Genomic DNA, 21635 nt, shown 5'->3' on the forward strand with positions numbered 1-21635 from the left:
TTATCGTAGACAAATTAGGTGTAGACGAGAACGAAGTTGTAACCGAAGCGAGCTTCACAAACGACTTAGGAGCAGACTCCTTGGATACGGTTGAGCTAATTATGGAATTTGAAAAAGAATTTGATATCCAAATTCCAGACGATCAAGCTGAAAATATTGCTACAGTTGGTCAAGCAATCTCATATATAGAAGAAGCTAAATAAGAGTACTTCTTTATGGAATTAAAGCGAGTTGTAGTAACAGGTCTTGGCGCACTAACACCCATCGGTAACAATATTCAAGAATATTGGGACGGTCTAAAAGATGGAAAAAGTGGATGTGCCCCTATCACCTATTTCGATACTGAAAAGTTTAAAACAAAATTCGCTTGTGAAATTAAAGATTACGCTCCTGAAGATCATTTCGATAGAAAAGAAGCCCGAAAATTAGACCGATTCGCCCAATACGCCTTAGTGTCTTCAGACGAAGCCATTAAAGACGCCGCTATCAACCTCGATGAGATCGATAAGTTTCGTGTAGGTGTTATATGGGGAGCGGGAATTGGCGGACTTAAGACCTTTCAGGATGAAGTAATAAACTTTGCAGAAGGGGATGGAACACCGCGTTTCAACCCCTTCTTCATTCCTAAGATGATAGCCGATATTGCCCCAGGTAATATCTCTATCAAACACGGATTCATGGGGCCGAACTACACTACCGTTTCAGCCTGTGCATCGTCTGCCAATGCAATGATCGATGCGCTTAATTACATTCGTTTAGGGCATTGTGATATTATCGTAACCGGTGGTAGTGAAGCTGCCGTGACCCCTGCAGGAATGGGAGGGTTTAATGCAATGCACGCCCTGTCTACCCGCAACGATAGCCCCGAAACAGCCTCAAGACCTTTTGACGCAACTCGAGACGGATTTGTACTGGGAGAAGGAGCCGGCGCCTTGATACTCGAAGAGTATGAACATGCCAAAAAACGCGGAGCTAAAATTTATGCCGAAGTATTAGGCGGTGGAATGTCTAGTGATGCCTATCACATGACCGCTCCACATCCCGATGGAATCGGAGTAGAACGTGTAATGCAGAACTGTTTGCGCGATGCAGGCATGAGCCCGAATCAAGTAGATACGATCAATACACACGGTACCTCAACACCACTTGGAGACGTAGCCGAACTTAAGGCCATCTCAAATGTGTTTGGAGAACATGCTAAGAATATTAATATTAATTCTACCAAGTCTATGACCGGTCACTTATTGGGTGCGGCAGGCGCTATAGAAGCTATTGCATCCATTTTGGCCATGGAACACAGTTTGGTGCCTCCAACTATTAACCACACTACCGTGGATGAAAATATTGATGCTTCGTTAAATCTTACCTTGAACAAAGCACAAGAACGCGAGATAAAAGTAGCCATGAGCAATACCTTCGGATTTGGAGGACATAACGCTTGTGTGCTGTTTAAGAAATGGGACGCGTAAATTATGTAGATGGCATCTATTAAAAACATATTCAATTCCCGTGCTGCAAGTGACGGGGATTTTTTTTTAGCGATAAAAAAGATCCTTGGTTTTAAACCCAAGGATATCACTATTTATTTGGAAGCCTTTACCCACCGTTCTATGAATACCACCAACGATAAAGGTCATTCTCAAAATTACGAACGCTTAGAGTTTTTGGGCGACGCTATGCTAAGTGCGGTCATCGCTTCACACCTATTCAAAAAAGTTCCCGGAGGCAATGAAGGCTACCTCACCAAGATGCGGTCTAAAGTGGTAAGTAGAGAGCATTTAAATGAATTGGGTAGAGACCTAAATCTTATTCGATTGGTACGAACTACCATTCCAACCGAACAGTTTGGAGGCAATATTCATGGTAATGTGTTCGAGGCTCTGGTTGGAGCAATTTATCTGGACCGCGGCTATAAGTATTGTGAAAAATTCATCTATAAAAGAGTGATCAAGCCTTATGTAGATATTGAAAAGCTGGAAGGAAAGATCATAAGCTATAAAAGCTTGTTTATCGAATGGTGCCAAAAGAACAAGAAGAAATTTAAATTCTCGGTCTACGAAGACACCGGAAAGGATGCCTTAAAACATTTTGCCGTAAAATTATCGCTGGAAGATGAGACGGTAGGGAAAGGTCGTGCAACCTCTAAAAAAAAGGCCGAAGAACGCGCTGCCAAAAGAGCTTTTTATAAACTACAGCCAGCCATTGAACGGGATCTCGACTAAAAAATCTATTAGCACCCTGTAGAAGTTCGCTATTTTTTACACAGATTTAAAGATTCATTCTGTCACTTTCGTAAAACAATGAGTATTTTTAAGCATTGAAACTAGGGGCATGGCAAACTATAAGCTATTAATGGATGACGATCTTAATGAAGATTTTTCATTACTGGCTATTCATTGTAGTGAAGAATCCTTTAAAATGGCGTATCTTCTCAATAAATATGCTGGGTTACGCCTCAAGCGAAGACGAGTAGATCTCGATTTTTCAGCCAATGGATTGGATGTGACATTTCCTTGCTTCGAGTTTGAGGATTTGTTACAGTATACCAATTATACCCTAGTGGGCAATAAATGCAAATCGGTTACAGCTCATACCCACAGTAGCGGCGGACTTTTTGGTGCCGATGCTTCTGAATCGACTGTTATCACCTATCTGTTACCGGAGTATAAGAATGTAGATTTTTTTCTGAAGATAGATTCAGATTTTGCATCTGTTCCACTTCGGAAGCTTTCCGCTTCCATAAACGAAATAAAACAAGTGATCTCAGCTTATACCTTAGAAGCGAGTGATATAAAATCTAAGAACAATTTAATTTTTGATTAATGCCGAATAGAAAAAGAACTAAAATAGTAGCAACCCTAGGGCCTGCTTCTTCAAATAAAGCCATCCTTAAAAAAATGATCCTGGCGGGGGTCGACGTGTTCCGAGTTAATTTTTCACACGCCGACTATTCCGAAGTAAAAAAAACAATAGCGACCATTCGAAAACTAGGAGACGAAATGGATACAAGTACGGCCATACTTGCCGACCTGCAAGGACCTAAACTGCGTGTAGGTCTCATGAAAGAAGAAGTTGTGGTTAAACCGGGAGACACGCTTCATTTTTGCACCGGTGAAGAGTTTGAAGGCACTAGGAAACGCGTATATATGAACTACGATAATTTCCCGCAAGATGTAAATTCTGGCGAACGAGTGCTGCTAGACGATGGTAAATTGATCTTCGAAGTACTGGAAACCAATAATAAAGACGCCGTGAAGGTAAAGGTGATCCAAGGAGGCCCGTTGCGCTCTAAAAAAGGAGTAAACCTTCCTAATACGTCTATCTCATTACCGGCACTTACCGCAAAAGATAAAGAAGATGCCATCTTTGCTATTAGTCAGCAAGTAGACTGGATCGCACTTTCTTTTGTTCGATATGCCGAAGACCTGAAAGAACTGCAAGCACTTATAGAAGCACATAGCGAATATAAGATCCCGATCATTGCTAAGATCGAAAAACCGGAGGCTGTAGAAAATATTGATAAGATCGTGGCGTATTGCGACGGACTTATGGTAGCTCGTGGCGATCTGGGTGTCGAAGTACCCGCCGCTGAGGTGCCATTGATCCAAAAAGAACTCGTGCTTACTGCGAAACGTGCGCGAATACCGGTAATAATCGCGACACAAATGATGGAAACCATGATCACCTCACTAACACCTACACGAGCCGAAGTGAACGATGTAGCAAATTCGGTCATGGATGGTGCCGATGCTGTGATGTTAAGCGGGGAGACCTCGATAGGGAAGTACCCGGTAGAAGTGATTAACACCATGGCGAATATTTGTTTGAATGTTGAAAATTCATCGCTAATTAACGTACCTCATGAACCACCACATGTACGTACCAATCGATATATCACAAAATCGATTTGCTATCACGCCGCACAAATGGCGAACGAAATTGAAGCACGGGCCATATGTACTTTAACCAATAGTGGTTATACGGCTTTTCAGATCTCTGCATGGCGACCCGATGCCAACATTTTAGTGTACACTTCGAACAAAAGAATTCTATCTCGACTCAACCTGTTGTGGGGTGTCAAATCCTTTTATTACGACAAATTCGTGAGTACCGATGAAACCGTAGACGATGTAAACAATATCGCCTCCAAAAGCGGCTATGTTTCTAAAGGCGATTATATTGTTAATTTGGCGGCAATGCCAATTGTCGATAAAGGCATGGTAAATACGTTGCGAGTATCTCAGGCTAAATAGGCGGCTTTAATCGGCTACCGATTTGTTCTCTATCTTCATCTTATCACCTTCTTCAATTATGGTTACCTCGTAACCATAGCCTTCGGTACGGTACAAATAGGTGATCTTTTCGAGGGTGTCATTATTGCGTGCAACGCTTAATTCGCTGGTCCATGTGCCGCTCTTAGGCTTTGTTTCTTTAACGATTTCTTCGTTGCTGCCTTTTGGGTTTGGAAAGGCAAATTCGGTAGGAATGTTGAAAAGTTGCTTGGCAATATAAAAGGCTTCATGCCATTCATTAGTGGGTAAGAGCAACGTTTCCGTATTCGTTGGATTGCTTGCAGAGCCCCCTGAGGTAGCCGTAAATGAAACCTCCGGAAATGCAGCTTTTAGTTCTTCTGCATACACAACAGCTTTCATATCTTCTTCGGGAGGAAAGAATTTGGAAAGATAACCGTTAAAGGCATATCCGGTCTTATGGTTAAATTCTACTTCGTGCATCCCGCCTTTGATTCCTCCAACATTCATGGTGGCATTGGATTCGGGAGTGACCACTTTTACTTTAGTGCCATACGGCATCACCGCCACTTTCTCACTTTGTAAATTGGCAAACTCACGTAAGGTCAATCCGCTGGAAGCAGTAACATACAAATAATCGGGAGTGGTTTCCGAAGTGGTATCGGCAACAGCGAGGTCATCCGTTTCTTGAGGGGTTTCAGATTTGGTTTCGTCTTTACAAGCAACAAAGAATGTTGCAAAAATGAACGCTAAAAGGATAGGTGCTACTTTTTTCATAACAATATGGGTTTTAGTTAATAATATAGAAAAAAGTAGTGGTCTTACATATAATCAAAAGTCGAGTTTAAGTTGTACGTCTATAGATTTCTCTTCGGAAGCGTTTGTATCCTTCGAATCTTCGGTATTCAAATTTGATAAAGAAATTCCCAACAAACGTACCGAATCTTTCATTTTTTCTTGAAATAACAAATCTTTAACAGTGTTCATGATCAACGACTTACTTGAAACAAATAAGGGCAAGGTCTTGCTCCTGGTTTGTAACGTAAAATCACTGTATTTGATCTTTAAGGTTATGGTCTTACCGGCTACCTTACTTTTTTGAAGTCGACGCTCTACCTCCTGCGCAATTTCCTCCAGACGATCGATCATAAATAATTCCGAAGAGATATTTTCACTAAACGTCCGCTCTGCTGCCAACGATTTTCGCGTACGTGAAGGTTTTACTTTGCTGTGCTGTATGCCGCGCACAATATCGTAGTAATAGGCACCACTCTTTCCAAAGTTAGTTTCCAAATACGCCAGCGATTTCAGTTTTAAATCCCGACCTGTATAGATCCCATGCCGATACATTTTCTCTTTCATCACCTTGCCAACACCATAGAATTTTTTAATATCAAGCTGTTCCAAGAAGGCCAGTACTTCTTCCGGTGGTACGGTTTTTTGCCCATTTGGCTTATTGATGTCACTGGCTACCTTGGCGATGAACTTATTTATCGAAATACCTGCCGAAGCATTTAAACCTGTCTTTTCCTTGATCCTTGCTCTTATTTCTTGGGCGATCAAAGTGGCACTCGGATTACCAACCTTGTTTTGGGTTACGTCTAAATAGGCTTCATCTAGGGACAAAGGCTCAACCATGTCTGTAAACGATAGAAAAATCGACCGAATTCGATTCGAAATTTCTTTATAGCGCTCAAAATCGGTTTTTACAAAAATAAGATCCGGGCACAGTTTTCTGGCCAGCATCCCGCTCATGGCACTTCGCACACCGTACTTTCGCGCTTCATAGCTTGCTGCACTTACTACGCCTCTTTTGGAACTTCCACCCACGGCAATCGGTTTCCCCACCAAACTTGGATCATCCAATTGTGCCACCGATGCATAAAACGCATCCATGTCTACATGAATAATCTTTCGAATGGGAAAAGGGGCCTCCATGATGTAAATTTAATATCTTTATTGGCAATTAGTAGTTGGGGAAAGGCGAAATTCTTCTCAAGATACTTCATAAAAAACATGGCAAAAACCGCGATAATTTTAGGGGCGACAGGTCTTACCGGAGGCATTCTGTTAGAGCTACTTTTAAAGGATGCTCGGTATACCACCATCAAGTTATTTTCGCGAAACTCGGTAGAACGTACCCACGCCAAGATCGAAGAACATCTAATCGACTTGTTAGCGCTTGAGAAACACCAAGAATCGTTTACCGGCGATGTGGTTTTTTGTTGCATTGGTACCACCAAGTCGAAAACACCGAACAAAGAAAAATACCGTCAGATCGATTATGGTATACCGCTAACTGCAGCAAAACTCGCTAAGCAAAACGGAATAACCACCTTTTGTGTCATCTCGGCCATGGGCGCAGATGCTTCCAGCTCGATCTTCTATAATAAGATAAAAGGTGAGATGGAAGATGCGGTACTCGAACAGCAAATTGAAAACATTTATCTGCTTCAGCCGTCCCTAATTGGAGGCGCACGTGAAGAAAAACGCTTGGGTGAACGTATGGCACAATTAGTTATGAAGACCTTCAGTTTTCTTATTCCGAAGAAATACAAGATCATATCACCAACCACTATTGCGGAAGCTATGATCATTCTTGCTTCGGAAAAATTTTCAGAAAAAAGGATCCCATCTCATCGAATAAAAGAAATTGCAAATGATCGAAATTGAGCGAAAGTTTTTAGTAACCTCTGAAGCCTACAAATCGGATGCTTTTAAGACGACCCATATAAAACAGGCTTTTTTAAATCGAGCCCCGGAACGAACAGTGCGTGTTCGCATTAGGGGGAACGAAGGTTTTATTACTGTTAAAGGAAAAGGGAACGAAAGTGGTACCAGCAGATTCGAGTGGGAAAAAATGATCACGGTAAAAGAAGCTGAAGCACTTTTTGAGATATGTGAACCCGGAATCATCGAAAAGATGCGCTACGAGGTCAAGGCCGAAAACCATATTTTTGAAGTAGATGAATTTTTGGGTGAGAACGAGGGATTGACCATCGCAGAAGTAGAGCTCTCGAATGAGGATGAGCTGTACGCTAAACCTTCATGGCTCGGTGATGAGGTCACCGGTCAAAAGAAATATTACAATTCACAAATAAGCAAACAACCATATAATACTTGGAAGCATGAAAAATAGATCAATACTGCCGCTGCTACTGATGCTAGGACTCTTGATAAGCTGTAACGAAAAAAAGAATTCAGATGCCCACGATCATGATGAAATGGGGACGTCTCACCTCGAAGCCCATAGCGAAGCATTAGAGGAAAGAACATCGGTGGCAGAATTAAAGAAGGAGCTCACCGACGACGGATTTGAAATTTTCGATTATGTCGATGCAAAAACAGGAGACACCATCCTGATGCAAAAATACTTTATGGCTTTTTTAAAATCTGGGCCTAATCGTTCGCAAAACCAAAAAGAAACCGATAGCTTGCAGCAGTTACATTTGGCCCATCTGGGTCGGATGTATGAGCAAGGCTATGCCGATATTTCAGGTCCGTTTGAAGATGCCGGAGAGTTGCGCGGCGTGACTATTTACAATGTCCCAACCGAGCAAATGGCCGATAGTCTTGCGAATTTGGACCCCATGGTGAAAGCAGGCAGACTCGTTATAGAGATCCATCCCTGGTGGGCAGGAAAAGGATTTCCCTTGCGTTAAACATTAACGCAGCAGTGCAATTACCTTTGCGATCTCGGCTTGTTGTGTGGTTGCGATAACGCCTTCTTTAAACAGGTCTGGGCTGTGCATCGATACCTTTGGTGGTGTACCTAATACTTGCTCTTTTACAGTGGCAGAAAAATGTACCATCTCGAATCCGGCTCGCTTAAAATCTAGAATGTTTGAATGAGAAACCCCACTTCCGGGCATGATCTGTATCTTCCCTTCGGAAAGGCTTAGAAGTTGCTTTAATAATTCAATACCATCGATCGCTTTGGGATGTTGTCCCGAGCTCAGTATACGATCTACCCCTAATTCCTTCAGTGACTGCAAGGCCACTAAGGGGTCGACACACCAATCGAAGGCACGATGAAAGGTAAATTCCTTGCCTTTGGAAGCTTCTATCAATACGTTAGTAGCAACGGCATCTACAGTATTTTCCGAAGTAAGCATTCCGCTAACGATTCCGGCAACTCCTACTTTTTTACAAAACGAAATGTCGCGTAACATCACATCTAATTCTGCATCGGTATAGATAAAATTCCCACTGCGAGGGCGTATAAGTACATGGACAGGAATACTAAGTTCGTCGCAAACTTTTTGAAGTAGTCCGTGCGAGGGGGTAAGGCCACCCACAGCCAATTCGGAGCAAAGTTCAATGCGATCGGCCCCGGCTAATTGTGCTGCTTTGGCACTTTCAAAAGAATTGGCACAAATTTCTATGATCATCGTACTATAATTTCATCAATAAAGATCCATGAGGCATTTCCGGCTCCTTGTTTTCCTTGCGGGATTAAACCATAGGAAGGAATTTCTATTTGTAGTTGACGTACCTTGGCAGGAGCTTTTTCAACATTAATCGTAACAGGGACCAAGGTGTTTTCAGGTGCAACATCCAAGCGTGTCGACACCGTTTGCATACTACCGTTTTCAAGAGTCAGACGCACGGTGATGTAAGGTGGCGCATAGATCCATTGTCCGTTGGCGTTGTAAAACCTCGTTTTTAATGACCGTATATTGGTGGGTCGTTCCAGATCGATCGTGATTCGTACGTCCTCCCCCCAGAAACCTAACCATTCTTTATCTCCGTAACGGCTATCACTACCCGAGATCCCGTTTATCAATGCGTTCTTACCACCGGCGCCATATGCATCGTGAGGTGTTGTATTTAGAGAAATTGACGCGGTAACTCCTTTGTGATAGGTGATAGTTTCGGTAAGGGTCCTTCCTATCTGCTTGCCGTCTTTTTCAAGATATGCTTCTATACTTGCATCTTTTTCTATGGCAATGGGACCCTCATAAATTTGGGCACTTGAATTATTAAGCTTGTACTTGATTGTCTTACCTGAAGTAGTCGTAGTAAGCGTATAATGTAATTGTCCATCCCTTTTTTCGATTTCGCCTTCTACCGTATACAAATGATTGGCGTAGTTAATATCTAGAGCTTCCAGTCGCGTTAAAAAGGGTTCAACACGGGCAATGAACTCGAGGTAATCTTCCTCTTTGTTTTTTGACGGGCCGGTCCAAACAACTTCACTCATTGCAAGCATTCTTGGAAATGCCATGTATTCTACTTGATCTGTGGTTTTTATATATTCGGTCCAAATATTTCCTTGAGCTCCTAAAACGTGCTTAGCTTCTGTTTCTGAAAGCTCATCGGGCACCGGATTAAATCCGTATACTTTTTGTAAAGGGAGATAGCCACCAATGGCTAGAGGTTCATCGGGGTGATCATCTTGATAATAGTCGAAATACGCATGCGAGGTTGGTGTAAGGATGACATCATGCCCTTGCTTGGCTGCTGTAACGGCCCCTTCGGTTCCCCGCCATGACATTACCGTGGCATTTGGCGCCAGACCGCCTTCTAAGATCTCATCCCAGCCTATTATTTGCTTTCCGTTCTTATTTACAAACGCTTCGATCTCTTTTATAAACCAACTTTGTAAACCGTGCTCATCACCAAGCTTGTGGGTTTTTATAAGTTGTTGGCAATGTGAGCAGTTTTCCCACTGTATTTTGGGTGCTTCATCACCGCCAATATGTATGTATTCTCCGGGGAACAATGCTATGACTTCAGTGAGAACGCTCTTTAGAAAATCGAACGTTTCTTTATTGGGGCATAAGATATGTTCCGAAACACCCCATTTGGTGAGCACCGGGATCGTTTCATTAGTGCATCCTAACTCCGGGTAGGCACTAATGGCTGCTTGCGAATGCCCCGGCATCTCGATCTCCGGGATGATGGTTACATTGTGCGCTTTTGCAAAGGCAACAATTTCTTTAATATCCTCTTGACTGTAAAATCCGCCGTACCGCTTACCGTCGTACTGCTGTGGCGAATCATTATAATGTCCCAGCAGCGTCTCATTTCTGAATGCAGCGTGAGTCGTAAGCTTGGGATATGCCTTAATTTCGATACGCCAACCTTGATCGTCGGTGAGATGCCAATGAAAACGGTTCATTTTTAGCATGGCAAGATGAGCGATGTATTGTTTAATGAATTCCTTCGGAAAGAAATGGCGGGACACGTCCAAATGCATGCCTCGGTAGGGAAAAGTAGGACTATCTTTTATGTGTAGCTGTGGCAGGCGAATAGCTGAAGCTGTGGATGAATTAGGTTGTTCCCAGTTAGCCGGAAGCAATTGGCGTAAGGTCTGAACCCCATAGAATGCTCCGGCATTAGTGGCTGCTGTGATCACAATTTGCTTACCATCTATTTGTAGTTCATACTCCTCTTCGGCTAACGAATCAGATTTTTGAAGTACGATAGTAGCCGCGTTTCGAGTGGTGTTTTCTAAAGTGATATTCGCCCCTTGCTGAAAATACTTCCGAAGAAAGCCGGAAGCGGTGTCAAATTCAGGAGTTGCAAACAACGTGGCTTCATTCGATAAAAGGAACATACCATCATGTATTACCAACTCTTGTGGTTTGGGAATAAGCACAACGGATTTGTTTTCTGTTTCCGAAGTACTTTCACAACTTATTGCAAGAAAAGTAAGTCCTATTAAAATACTACAAAGCGTTGCTCGCATGATCTACAAAAGAATTTAAGGTTTTATACGTAATGGTAGGGGATGTCGCATTAGTTGTGTAAAAGGTTAACACTTTGGTCGTATTTGGGGGGAGATCGAAGAAATTGTCGCTCCATGTACCGGCTTCCGAAGCCATTAAAAAAACATCCTTTTGCATGCTAGTAGCGCTAACCGATACCTCATAACCGCCTTCTATCGTCTTGGTTTCAATTTTTAAAGGAATGTCCTCTAGTTTTAGATCTTTTGGTCTTCCGAAGAAATAAAGTTGCTGCATGTCTGCAAACGATATATCCACATAACTTTGGCTCTTATCGAAGGAGTAGGTGTCTAAAGATAGTGAGAAAGCCATTTCCTTAGTGCTTCCACTGGTGATGTTGGGTTCTTGAAAAGAAGCTATTTCTTTACCGTCGAAATTCATGATACGAATGCGTAGCGAATCGGTGATTGGTGTGAACGTATCGTCTGCCACCACGATCTTTAGTGTGTTCGCTTCAACCCAGGGAATGATACGCCGATTCGCATATGCTTTTTTTACCTTATAATGAAGCGCCTTCCAATGGCCCAATGCATCAATACTTGACCACGAAACAGCCGGCCAGCAATCGTTCAATTGCCAATATAGAGTGCCCATATTATAAGGTTTGTATCGGCGATGTGCCAGAATTCCTTTAGTGATGCCGTAGGCCTGTAGCAACTGACTCATATACACATAATCTTCATCATTAACAGGCACGGGAAAATCACGCTGCATATAGGTGTCTATGGTTTCGTACCCACGAGCATGTTTTTGGTGAGTTTTAAAAGCTGGTTGTGAGCGATCAATGATATCTTTTTGCGTAAAATAACGAATGGTTGCATACGACGGAAATGCTTGAAACCCGAACTCACTCATAAATCTAGGAACTGCAGTTTCGAAATGTTCAAAGGGGTATCCGTCGTGCCACACCCACCAATCGTGTGCATCACCCTCGAACTGATAGCGTTCATCACCTCGACCATATTTAGGAGAACTTTCCCAATAGGAAACAGCCGAGTGTAGGCTATCCACCAAACTTGGTAATAGTTCGTTAAAGAGCGCTTTGTAGTTGCTCCAAATCTCCGTTTTTTGTGCCTCGGTCTTACCATTTTGCCAGCCCCATCGATGCCAACCTTCGCTATTTTCATTATTTCCACACCATAAAGCAATACTTGGGTGTTGTCGCAGTCGTTTTATATTATCGATCGCTTCCTGTTTCACATTTTCCATAAAGCGGGAATCTCCCGGATACATGGCGCAGGCAAACATAAAATCCTGCCAAAGCAGAATTCCTTTTTCGTCACAGCGCTCATAAAAATCATTGTCCTCATAAACGCCTCCGCCCCATATGCGAAGCATGTTCATATTCGCATCCACAACCGATTTTAACAGCGCTTCCCGTTGTTTCGTATTAACCCTTGGCAAGAATACGTCTTGTGGAATGTAATTAGCGCCTTTCATATAAAGGGGTTTGCCGTTTACTTTAAAATAGAATGTTTCGCCAATCGAGTCTTTTTCTGTTATTAATTCTACGGTTCTAAGACCTATTTTTTTTGAAATGCTATCGATCACCGTATTTCTATGCTCGATTTGTAGGGCGAAATCGTATAAGAAAGGGTCACCATGCGTATGGGGCCACCACAGCTTTGGGTGTTTTATTTGTATAGGAACTGTGTATTCGGAAACAGTTGGATCAACCTGAAGAAGAGAAGAACTTATTTGGGCCGTCGTTTTATTATTGATATGAATGCTAACTTCCGATTTTTCCGAAGCATCTAACTCTAGCCGTAGTGTTAAGGTTGCCAAAGAATCGGTGATATGTTCAGTTTGAAAATAGGCATCGGCAATTCGCAATTTATCGTAAGAGACTAGCGAAACATCACGCCAGATTCCCATGGTCTTTATTTTTGGCCCCCAATCCCAACCATATTGAAATTGCGGTTTTCGGGTAAAAACACGAGGTGCTTCCGGTAATTGATACGCTAGAGAATTAGAAGCTTCTGTTTCAAAATGGGTCGTAGGCTCAAATCTAATGCGTAGCTCGTTTTGTTCTTTCAGCAAGGAAGCGACTTCGACTTCCCAAGTTCTAAACGCATTGTTAGCGGTGAGAATAAGACTGTCGTTTAGACGAACCGTTGCATAAGTGTCTAAACCTTCAAATCGCAATAAATGATGCTCTTTCTTTAGTATGGCTTCGGAAAGATCGAATGATTTTTTGTACGCCCAAGTTTTAGTAGAGACCCATTGAATACTGTCTTCGTTCGTTCCTATAAACGGGTCGGGAATCTTTCCGAGGGAAAGTAGATCGGTTTGGATCGTTCCTGGTACAGTAGCCGGATGATAACTGTTTTTTCCTGCTTCGGAAAACTGCCAATCATCGTTTAATAGTAGTTGCTCATTTGGAGATTGTGAGCAACCGCAAATAAGGAATAGTAAAAAAAGGGTCGCTGCAGATCTCATGCAACTAAAATAGGCAATAGTTTATTGAGACGCCATAGAAATCTCAATTTGCTGCTGAATCTCATTACCGGCGGCATCGGTTGCTGTAAGTATATAACTACCGGGTCTTGGAGCAACCGCCAACTCATGAAAGGTGTTGGTGCTTCCAATATAGTGGTCGTCCAAATACCAGTATACCGTTGTTTCAGGACTGCGATGTGCCAGTTTAAAGATCACTTCGTTTACTTCTTCATTAAAATCTTTTGGCAATAGTACGGCCTCCCGTTGTTTCGGAAAAATAAAATCCATTTGCTGCTCTCCGTCTTGTAAGCATTCGCTTTGGAAGGGCGGTAAGACTTGATATTCGGGGTGAAGCGGTGCGTAATAGTATTCGAGCACAGGGGGTAGTGCAAACCATTGCTGCTGCTGCATGGAGGCGAGTGGATAACACGAAGAGTTTACCCGATACGTCTGGGAAGCGTCCAGAAAAATATTTTGATGGTACGGGCATGGAGCTGTCTTTACGCCATTTTTTGGGATGAACGTCCTTGTGGATTCCGTACAATATACACCGGCTAAATGACCACTTCTATCACAAATTTGTGTTTCAACCAATTCATCATAAGGTGTGGCAAACCATTGGCTGGTTGGGAGTTCCTCTAAAACCTCGAACATGATAGGAGCTGCAGTCTGTAGCCCGGTAAGACCCGGTCGTCCTTCACCATCGGCGTTTCCTACCCATACGCCAATGGCATAGGCCGGTGTAACTCCCACGGCCCATGCATCTTTGAACCCAAAACTGGTTCCTGTCTTCCACGCAATGGGTTGTGCATCGTCGAAAAAACTCCAATTTTCATCACCACTAGGGCGATTTACTTCTCGCATGGCTTCAAATGCATGGTAAATAGCACCGGCATTAAAAAGGGCAGGATCTATTTGTTTTTTTCCGAAGGAAGCCTTTTCCGAAGCAATAAAAATTGGCGACACAAATTCGTTTGGACGGTATTCGCTAGAGCTCTTATTAAAAAAAGTAAGAGTTGAAGCCAAGCCTGCATAGGCGGCAGTTACATCCCACACCGAACTTTCGGCACCTCCAAGAATGAGAGAAAGTCCGTAGTGATCGGCAGGTTTGCTCACGGACGGCTGATTCATTTTTTGAAGTGAATTGTAAAAGCGTTGTAATCCATATTCCCGCAACATGCGTACTGCTGGAACATTGAGAGAACGTGATAGCGCTATGCTCGCGGGAACCGCTCCGTGAAATTGATGATCGAAATTCTCGGGACTATACCCATTAACGGTTGTTGGTATATCGGCCACCAAGGTGTGTGGCAACAACGTACCGGCATCTAATACGGCGGTATACAAAAAAGGCTTTAAGACGCTTCCAGTACTTCTTGCTTTATCCATTATATCCACATAATTATGATGTTTCGCAGTGGTTGGGGAATTGCCTATATACGCAATTACTTCTCTTGTTTCAACATCCATAACAAGCACTGCCAAATTATGGATCTCATTTTGTGCTAATTGCGCATGATGCACTTTTGTGATCTGGTTTATTTTTTTCTGAAGGCTATAATCGATCGTTGTTTTAATGCGTTCTCCGGAGCGATACTTTTTGATCTTTTCGGTAAGATGTGGTGCCAATTCGGGCAATGGTAAAGGTTTACCGGGAAGGGTTTCTAACAAGGCAAGTTCGTAAGTGGTCTTGTCGATTACTTCATTATTAAAAAGTTTTTGCAACAGTCGATCTCTTTTTTTCTTTAAAACGGATTCATTTCTTCCGGGAAAGATGAGTGCCGGGGCATTTGGCAGTACAGCTAATGAAGTAGCTTGTCCCCAACTCAGTTCGCTAGCCGGAATCCCAAAATAACGCCATGCGGCCGTTTCAAGTCCCACCACATTACCGCCAAAGGGAGCATGAGATGCATAGAGGGTTAGGATCTCCTTTTTTGAAAACCCCGCTTCCAGTCGGGTGGCTTGCAATAATTCGATTGCCTTTTCAAAATAGGTTCGCTTTTTATTCTTTCGCGATAACCGGATCACTTGTTGGGTGATCGTACTTCCGCCGCGTCGTTGTTCTGAGGTCAAATTTTGCCAAAGGGCCTTACTTATAGACACCGGATTAAATCCCGGGTGCTTATAGAAGTATTCATCTTCAAAATAAAGGATGCTCTGTTCAAACCGATAAGGCACCGAGTCCATTGTTGGGAAGCGCCATTGTCCGTCGGTTGCAATACGCGCTCCTAGCATACGGCCGTCCTTGCTTTCTGCAATGGTAGCAGTAGGCACTTCAAATAAAGTGGATGGCAGGCAGAAGAGCCAATAAATGAAACATACCGAGAAGAACAGGACTTTCCATCGGTGTCTCTTAAGAAATCGGTTGTTATGGAATAAAAAAGGTCGCATTATTGTTCTATGGTTACCCAAATTCCTTTGTTTCTGGCGAAATAATTCGCATCATACATTGCTTCCACCTGTGTGCCCGGTAAATAGTACGTTCCTAAATAAGAGGCGTTTAATTTTACACTAAAGGTTTTCGATTGCTTCGCTTTAAGATCAAAGTAAAAATGTACCCTGTCATCTCGAATGTCGGTATACCGTGCATTCCCTGAAGTACCTCCCGCTAATTCCGTAAAACTGGTATTGACGATCTCCCAGCCGCCCGGAAAGATCTTCGTGAGCGCAATATTGTCGACATAATCGTTGGAAGTATTGGTAACTAAAACCTTGGCAATGATCTCGGTTCCCTGTCTTAGATTTGTTACATCTAACGGGTTGCCGGCTCCATCTAGGTAGGAAGCTTTTATGGCAAGCTGATTTTTTTCTGCAATTTCATCTCCCAAGGGCATTTTTCCTTGTTGTATCAATGTCACATATACCGTATTGGCTTTGTTATTAGAAATCGAGACCGAGTTGCTTCCCATAGAAATGTCTAGCTCACGAATTGACAAAGCTTTTTCAGTACTAACAGCCACGGTCTTGCCATTATTTATATAATTTAAGTTCATAGCCTTTCCACCATTCTTATGGATCATTTTTGCCAAGGATAATAAACTATAAGCAGTTTCCTGAGTACTGTACCAGCGTTGTGAAGCGAGTTCTTTTGCAACCGAAATAGCCATTTCTCGTTGCTTTTCATCATCTAGTAGCACTAGTGTTTCTAGTGCCATCGCTTTATTTCGGAAGGATGAACCATAGGTGTAATGATCATAAGCCTTAGGTTCAAAATTGATATTTGCAGTTCGGGTGATTTCTCGAGCGACTGACTCCTTTCCGGCTAGGGCGTAGGCTGCTGCAAGTCGCCACTTGGCATCATTACTTAAACGGCTCGATTCCCGCAAACGGTTCATAGCGGCCAATTCAGGCTGTCCTGCCAAAGCAAGCGTGTACAATCGATACGCCTGTATCAAACTGGAATTATAAGAAGTGTCGGTATTGCGCCATTCCCGTGCTTCTTTCTTCTGAAATTGCAACCAATTGCTTAAGAAAGTAATGGGCAAAGCATATCCTTTTTGCTTTGCTTCCAACATAAAATGTCCTGCGTAATTCGTACTCCAATAGTCTGGAGCTCGTTCTCCGGGCCAATAAGACAATCCGCCGGAAGCCACTTGAAAATTAGCCAATCGTTGAATGGCTGTGGTCACATTCTGTTCTATGGTCTTTTTTCGTTCAAAAGTAAGATCGAAGATATCGGCTAGATATAACTGCGGAAAGGCTCCCGAAGTTGTTTGTTCGATACAACCATGTGGGTATTGGATCAAATACGACAAGCGCTTATTGAAGTCCATGGGTGGTGCCGTAGAAAATTCTAAAGTAGCACCGTTGGTCCCGGCTACGCCGTAGGTTTCAAAGTTGATGGTTTCCGAAGCATTTTCAGAAAGAGTATAGGTAGTGGTTTTCTGAAAGATTGGATTCGGGTTTTCCACATCTATCGCTACTTTATAACTCGCTCTTTCACCACCTCCCGAAGCGACCACTTCGATGGTTTGAAAATGGTTTGCAGGCAATACTTCAAACGTAAAATTGACGATCTTTTCTCCAGTTTCAGAAAATGAAATATTCTTGGTCGTACTTTCTAAGGGTTTTAATGCTTCTCCTGTGTTGATCGAAATTTGTACATTTTTCACTTTACGCTCCATGGCAAAGACGGTTACCGGTAAGGTGACTTTCTCTCCCGGGGATAATTTTCGCGGCAGCGATGCTAACACCATCAATGGTTTACGTACGGGTGTGGTCACATCGGTCTTACCGTAGGCGCTTTTATCATTATTTCCGGCAATGAGCATGGTGCGAACCGAACCTACGTAATTAGGCATCGTAATTTGATGGTGGGTCTTTTCTCCTGCCTTTAGTTCGAACGGCCCTAGATACTTGACTACCGGTTTAAATCGATCGGCCTTTCTGTTTTTAGCTCCGGCTGCCACATCGCCACCACCAATTGCATAAATATTGTCCACATTCCCTGAAAAAGCACCAATCACATCATCAAAAATATCGAAGGTACGTACCCCTAATGCTTCACGAGTATAAAATGCGTTGTGAATCGTGGGTGTTTTAAATCGGGTGAGGTCTAGTAATCCTTCATCGACCATGGCGATGGTATACGTCATGGGTTGATTGTTTGCTTCGGAAACAGAGACGGTAAAGGTTTCTTCCGGTTTCAATACTTTAGGCATCTCCAATTTTGGCTTCAGAATGGTTTTGGGGTTTTCTACTAAGATTGGAATCACTCCATACAGTCGAATAGGAAGATCATTTTTTGTTTGTGCATGCGGCTGAAGCAACGAAATATTCACATAAATGTTAGGAGCCATGATATCTGTTAATCGAATAGCAGCCTTTGTTTCACTCTTTTTGGTCTCGATCCAATGGGTAGCTAACACCTCGGTGCCATTTTCAACACTAATGAGTGCTCGACCTTCGCTACCGGAAGGAAAAGTGATAATAGCTTCTTCACCTACTTTGTACGATTCTTTATCGGATGAGAAGACTAACATTTTAGAACTTTCAGCATCACCACCAGATGGGCGTTGCGACCAGTTACGATAAAAATAGGTGATTCGTCCTGTGGCATGACCCGAAGCTTTGTCGATGACCCTAATAAGGTACCGGCCTCCTTGTTCTTCAGGAATATTTAGGGTAAAAGATGCTTGTCCATTATTATTTGTAGTCACTTTAAAATCTTTTACTGGTCGATGAACGGTGGCATTTTCATAGCGCGACAAATTGTCTTCCCCTCGGTTCCACCACCATCGCCATTCGATTCTAAACACTTTTACTTCTAATTCACGGTTGCCACTTGCCACGCCATTTTCGTCTACTGTCGCAACATCGAACACCGTATTTTCATCTGTATAATAGGAGCCGTAGCGGTGTGTCTCCGGAGAACGCAGGCCTACAAAGTGGGTGTATGGGGCTAAATTCTTGCTAAAAACATCGATGGAAAAATCGCCGCCCCCTTCAAACACCTTGGTCAAGAATGTGGCTTTAAGCATTCCAGGAGCTTTGTTGCTTAAAGTGATGTCCTTGGAAAAATCACGAGTGCCTTCCGAAGAAAGCGTCGTCTTAAGAATAGGCAGCTCTACTTCGTTGAACTTTCGAATTGGATCGGTAAAATCGTAACCAGCAAAGTTTTTAAACACAGTTGTGGTGCTTCGTAAGGTTGCATCCATTTCAACCGTTAGATTTCTACCGGGAGCTCCGTGAAGCCAATTGGCTTTAACAGTGCCTCTAATGGGTTCGCGAGTGGAGAGTACCTCTTTAGTGAGATCCAGATTAATTTTCAACCGATTTGGTTTAACGGTCGCAACCTTTAGCGATTTCGAGAATCGAACGCTGCCCACTGAGATCGTAGCATTCCAGTTGCCGGTGGGAGCTGCGGCATCGGTTGCAATTGGGAAATAGTAAAATCCGTTGAGTGCCTGAGTCGACCCCACCTTTTGTTCTGATTCGTTTAGCACCGTTTGTTGAACCAGTTGTCCACGTGCATCGGTGACTTCAAGCTTTACCGGATGCCCTTTGGGCAACCGATTCGCTTCATCGTTAAGCACAAAGGTAAGGTGAATACTATCACCAGGGCGGTGTACGCCGCGTTCGGTATATAGAAACCCTTTAAGTCCTTTTTGTAATTGTTTTCCGGAAACATCGAATTTGCTAAGCGAGAGTGCGTTCCCGTCCTGTAATTTTATATAGCTAATATTGTTTCCTTTTTGTGCGACCGCAAAAGCGACCGTTCGCTCGCTGTCATAAATACCAAGACCATCCCCATCGGTCTTGATCGTTTCAATTAGGCGCTGTTGGAAATTATATAGTTTTATGCGCACACCAGCTTCGGGCTTGGCAGTAAGCAAATTGGTGACCGCAAAATGATAGGAATTGTTGTTTCCTTTTTTAACGATCATCCCGATATCACTTCCCAACACATTCGTGCTTGCAAAACGATCGGTACTGTAGTATGCATCGTGGCACGGATTATCCCGTTGCTCCCAATTGTACCGATAGTTGCGCCAATTGTAGATCTCGTTGTCCCAATAGCGTTCTTCTCGAGCATCTTCGTCTTCAAGAGAATCGAAGCTTTCGTTGTAGTAATAATCATCTTCATAGAAATCTTCTCCTGTATCGTTTATCGCGAGATCATTGGTGTCTGCATCACAATCGTAGGTACTGTATTCTTTTTTAAAACTGAGCTCTACTCGGTACATGGCTCCGGGATCGGCAGCAAATAATTCCGACAGATTGACCGCATATGCTTTCCACAATCCAGATTGACCTAGACTATTTTCGTTGAGTATGATGGTTTTTTTGGCAATGCGTCGCCCCACCCTACGAATCTCGTAAGAAGTAGCGTCGTTAAGATTGGAGGTTTGAAGAAATTGCAGCATATTCTGTTCGTAGATCTTTACCACACGCACATCGACAGCCGATAGATTTACCGCTTCAAAATAGAGTGGGGTCGAAGCGGCATTAGGCAGAATGACTCCTTGCGATACGAGCCGGACTCCCGGTTTTATAGGGTCAAAAGAGATTAATTCACTAACTTCATTCTGCAGTGAGAATCCATCAGAATTTTTGATGCCATTAAACAAATCAAGACGCACTTCTCCCACAATCGAATTTGATGGATACACATAAAGTAGATTACCGTCTACTTCAAAACGTAATTCCGGCGCATTTTCTAAGACGACCAAACCGTTAAAATCTTGATCGGCCATTAACGGATCGGAAAAATTAATAGCAACCGATGCCTGCGGAGCCATAGTGGTTTCTAGATCGATTACTTTAAAGGCATTCTGCCCTGGAATATCAAAAGTGTTACTTCCTTTGTTCTCTGAATCGATGGGTGAACCATCCCAAGAAACGGTGATCTTTGAATCATTAACAGTACGTTGTATGCTGTCGACGGTAAAATTAAAATAAGTTGCTTCCTTCGTTTCCGAAGGCCATTTAATGTTTAGGTTCTTGTTCGATTGCGACACCGAGAGTATTTGCTGTGCTTCAGAAAGGGAGATAAGATCGGAGGTTTGTAAACTTCCAGTTACATATTGCCATTGTTTGCTATACGATTGAAGTGCGTCAAGATCGATCTTAAAATGTGGTGCTAAGGTCTTAAAACTGAAGGTGAATTTTCTATAATCGGGCGCAATATCCTCATAAAGCTTTACCAGTTGAACGGTGACGGTGTATTCGGTATCCCGTTTTAATTGTTCGGAAGGCTGAAAGACCAAGGATCGTCCGTTCTCAATGTATAATGATCCGGCAATTTTTGGTCGTATGGTAACATATTCTTGGGGTAGTTCTTGAGAAAGCTCATAGTTTTCGAGTGGTTGGGCGAGTTCTATTCGTATAGGGTTTGCTACCGATTGGTTTCCGTGGGTATGAAATGAAATATACTCTTTAAAGGCAAAAAGGTTGTCGGTTTCTGAAGTCGTATCTTTCTTTCCACAGGAAAACAGTAAGAAGACAAAAGTGACAGCGAAAGAGAATTGCAGTTTTTTCATGAGCGATGGTTACTAACGATAATTAAAATTACATTAAATTCTAAGGTATTCCAATGGCAAAGCTGGTACAACGAATCGTTTGTGAGTCGTCATATTGAGAACTTTATAGCTTTTAGGTGGGGTGGTTACAGTTACAACGACACAAGAAATAGGGTTCGTATACGAAATTTTAACATTTGTGAAGAGTTTAACATCCTTACAGCATTCGTTTTTAAGTAGATAGCTGCTTCGTA

General features: G+C 42.8%; 15 protein-coding genes. 8 read left to right on the plus strand and 7 right to left on the minus strand.

The window, feature by feature from the left end; translation table 11 throughout:
- The first annotated feature begins 2 nt into the window (after window positions 1-2).
- From DWA30_RS02360 to pyk, 5 genes are all read left to right on the plus strand, one after another.
- On the plus strand, window positions 3-203 hold the full coding sequence (locus DWA30_RS02360) for an acyl carrier protein (RefSeq protein WP_245933843.1): 201 nt from the start codon (window positions 3-5) through the stop codon (window positions 201-203).
- Between the two features lie 12 nt (window positions 204-215).
- A complete protein-coding gene (fabF, locus tag DWA30_RS02365) occupies window positions 216-1469 on the plus strand; it encodes a beta-ketoacyl-ACP synthase II (RefSeq protein ID WP_114490926.1) in 1254 nt (417 codons plus the stop codon).
- A gap of 9 nt (window positions 1470-1478) precedes the next feature.
- A complete protein-coding gene (gene rnc, locus DWA30_RS02370; protein ID WP_114490927.1) occupies window positions 1479-2222 on the plus strand; it encodes a ribonuclease III in 744 nt (247 codons plus the stop codon).
- Window positions 2223-2331: 109 nt separating this feature from the next.
- Window positions 2332-2823, plus strand: a complete 492-nt coding sequence (locus DWA30_RS02375) for an IPExxxVDY family protein (RefSeq protein ID WP_114490928.1) — start codon at window positions 2332-2334, stop codon at window positions 2821-2823.
- Window positions 2823-4253, plus strand: coding sequence for a pyruvate kinase (pyk, locus tag DWA30_RS02380; protein ID WP_114490929.1), 1431 nt, complete (start codon window positions 2823-2825; stop codon window positions 4251-4253). The genes DWA30_RS02375 and pyk overlap by 1 nt, the downstream gene beginning before the upstream one ends.
- 6 nt (window positions 4254-4259) lie before the next feature.
- On the opposite strand, the gene DWA30_RS02385 is transcribed toward pyk, so the two are convergent.
- On the minus strand, window positions 4260-5027 hold the full coding sequence (locus DWA30_RS02385) for an SH3 domain-containing protein (RefSeq protein ID WP_114490930.1): 768 nt from the start codon (window positions 5025-5027) through the stop codon (window positions 4260-4262).
- A 54-nt stretch (window positions 5028-5081) separates the two neighbouring features.
- A complete protein-coding gene (dinB, locus tag DWA30_RS02390; protein WP_114490931.1) occupies window positions 5082-6188 on the minus strand; it encodes a DNA polymerase IV in 1107 nt (368 codons plus the stop codon).
- Window positions 6189-6266: 78 nt separating this feature from the next.
- On the opposite strand from dinB, the gene DWA30_RS02395 reads away from it, so the two are divergent.
- From DWA30_RS02395 to DWA30_RS02405, 3 genes are read left to right on the plus strand one after another with little or no spacing between them, the layout of a single operon-like run.
- The gene (locus DWA30_RS02395) at window positions 6267-6923 is read left to right on the plus strand and encodes an NAD(P)H-binding protein (protein WP_114490932.1); all 657 of its coding nucleotides are present in this window, start codon (window positions 6267-6269) and stop codon (window positions 6921-6923) included.
- Entirely contained in the window at window positions 6910-7389 is a 480-nt protein-coding gene (locus DWA30_RS02400) for a CYTH domain-containing protein (protein WP_114490933.1), read from the plus strand. The genes DWA30_RS02395 and DWA30_RS02400 overlap by 14 nt, the downstream gene beginning before the upstream one ends.
- Entirely contained in the window at window positions 7379-7912 is a 534-nt protein-coding gene (locus DWA30_RS02405) for a YciI family protein (RefSeq protein ID WP_114490934.1), read from the plus strand. Before DWA30_RS02400 ends, DWA30_RS02405 begins: the two co-directional genes overlap by 11 nt.
- A gap of 3 nt (window positions 7913-7915) precedes the next feature.
- Here the strand turns inward: DWA30_RS02405 and DWA30_RS02410 are convergent, their stop codons facing one another.
- The 5 genes from DWA30_RS02410 to DWA30_RS02430 are packed head-to-tail and all read right to left on the minus strand — an operon-like array spanning window position 7916 to window position 21402.
- A complete protein-coding gene (locus tag DWA30_RS02410) occupies window positions 7916-8641 on the minus strand; it encodes a copper homeostasis protein CutC (protein WP_114490935.1) in 726 nt (241 codons plus the stop codon).
- Window positions 8638-10944 (minus strand): beta-N-acetylhexosaminidase, encoded by a 2307-nt coding sequence (locus DWA30_RS02415; protein WP_114490936.1) that lies wholly within the window; start codon window positions 10942-10944, stop codon window positions 8638-8640. The genes DWA30_RS02410 and DWA30_RS02415 overlap by 4 nt, the downstream gene beginning before the upstream one ends.
- Window positions 10925-13420 carry a beta-mannosidase gene (locus DWA30_RS02420; RefSeq protein WP_114490937.1) on the minus strand — a complete coding sequence of 832 codons (2496 nt, stop codon included), beginning with the start codon at window positions 13418-13420 and terminating at the stop codon, window positions 10925-10927. Before DWA30_RS02420 ends, DWA30_RS02415 begins: the two co-directional genes overlap by 20 nt.
- A gap of 21 nt (window positions 13421-13441) precedes the next feature.
- On the minus strand, window positions 13442-15811 hold the full coding sequence (pbpC, locus tag DWA30_RS02425; RefSeq protein WP_114490938.1) for a penicillin-binding protein 1C: 2370 nt from the start codon (window positions 15809-15811) through the stop codon (window positions 13442-13444).
- Entirely contained in the window at window positions 15811-21402 is a 5592-nt protein-coding gene (locus tag DWA30_RS02430) for an alpha-2-macroglobulin family protein (RefSeq protein WP_114490939.1), read from the minus strand. The genes pbpC and DWA30_RS02430 overlap by 1 nt, the downstream gene beginning before the upstream one ends.
- Window positions 21403-21635: the final 233 nt, after the last annotated feature.

Source organism: Candidatus Ulvibacter alkanivorans (genome assembly GCF_003333325.1).
In the GTDB taxonomy this organism is placed as follows: domain Bacteria; phylum Bacteroidota; class Bacteroidia; order Flavobacteriales; family Flavobacteriaceae; genus Ulvibacter_A; species Ulvibacter_A alkanivorans.

Coding starts and splice junctions, on each gene's coding strand:
- pbpC (WP_114490938.1), bottom strand. CDS start 15,811: ATGCGACCTTTTTTATTCCATAACAACCGATTTCTTAAGAGACACCGA.
- DWA30_RS02405 (WP_114490934.1), top strand. CDS start 7,379: ATGAAAAATAGATCAATACTGCCGCTGCTACTGATGCTAGGACTCTTG.
- pyk (WP_114490929.1), top strand. CDS start 2,823: ATGCCGAATAGAAAAAGAACTAAAATAGTAGCAACCCTAGGGCCTGCT.
- rnc (WP_114490927.1), top strand. CDS start 1,479: ATGGCATCTATTAAAAACATATTCAATTCCCGTGCTGCAAGTGACGGG.
- DWA30_RS02385 (WP_114490930.1), bottom strand. CDS start 5,027: ATGAAAAAAGTAGCACCTATCCTTTTAGCGTTCATTTTTGCAACATTC.
- DWA30_RS02410 (WP_114490935.1), bottom strand. CDS start 8,641: ATGATCATAGAAATTTGTGCCAATTCTTTTGAAAGTGCCAAAGCAGCA.
- DWA30_RS02395 (WP_114490932.1), top strand. CDS start 6,267: ATGGCAAAAACCGCGATAATTTTAGGGGCGACAGGTCTTACCGGAGGC.
- DWA30_RS02430 (WP_114490939.1), bottom strand. CDS start 21,402: ATGAAAAAACTGCAATTCTCTTTCGCTGTCACTTTTGTCTTCTTACTG.
- DWA30_RS02375 (WP_114490928.1), top strand. CDS start 2,332: ATGGCAAACTATAAGCTATTAATGGATGACGATCTTAATGAAGATTTT.
- DWA30_RS02400 (WP_114490933.1), top strand. CDS start 6,910: ATGATCGAAATTGAGCGAAAGTTTTTAGTAACCTCTGAAGCCTACAAA.
- DWA30_RS02420 (WP_114490937.1), bottom strand. CDS start 13,420: ATGAGATCTGCAGCGACCCTTTTTTTACTATTCCTTATTTGCGGTTGC.
- fabF (WP_114490926.1), top strand. CDS start 216: ATGGAATTAAAGCGAGTTGTAGTAACAGGTCTTGGCGCACTAACACCC.
- DWA30_RS02415 (WP_114490936.1), bottom strand. CDS start 10,944: ATGCGAGCAACGCTTTGTAGTATTTTAATAGGACTTACTTTTCTTGCA.
- dinB (WP_114490931.1), bottom strand. CDS start 6,188: ATGGAGGCCCCTTTTCCCATTCGAAAGATTATTCATGTAGACATGGAT.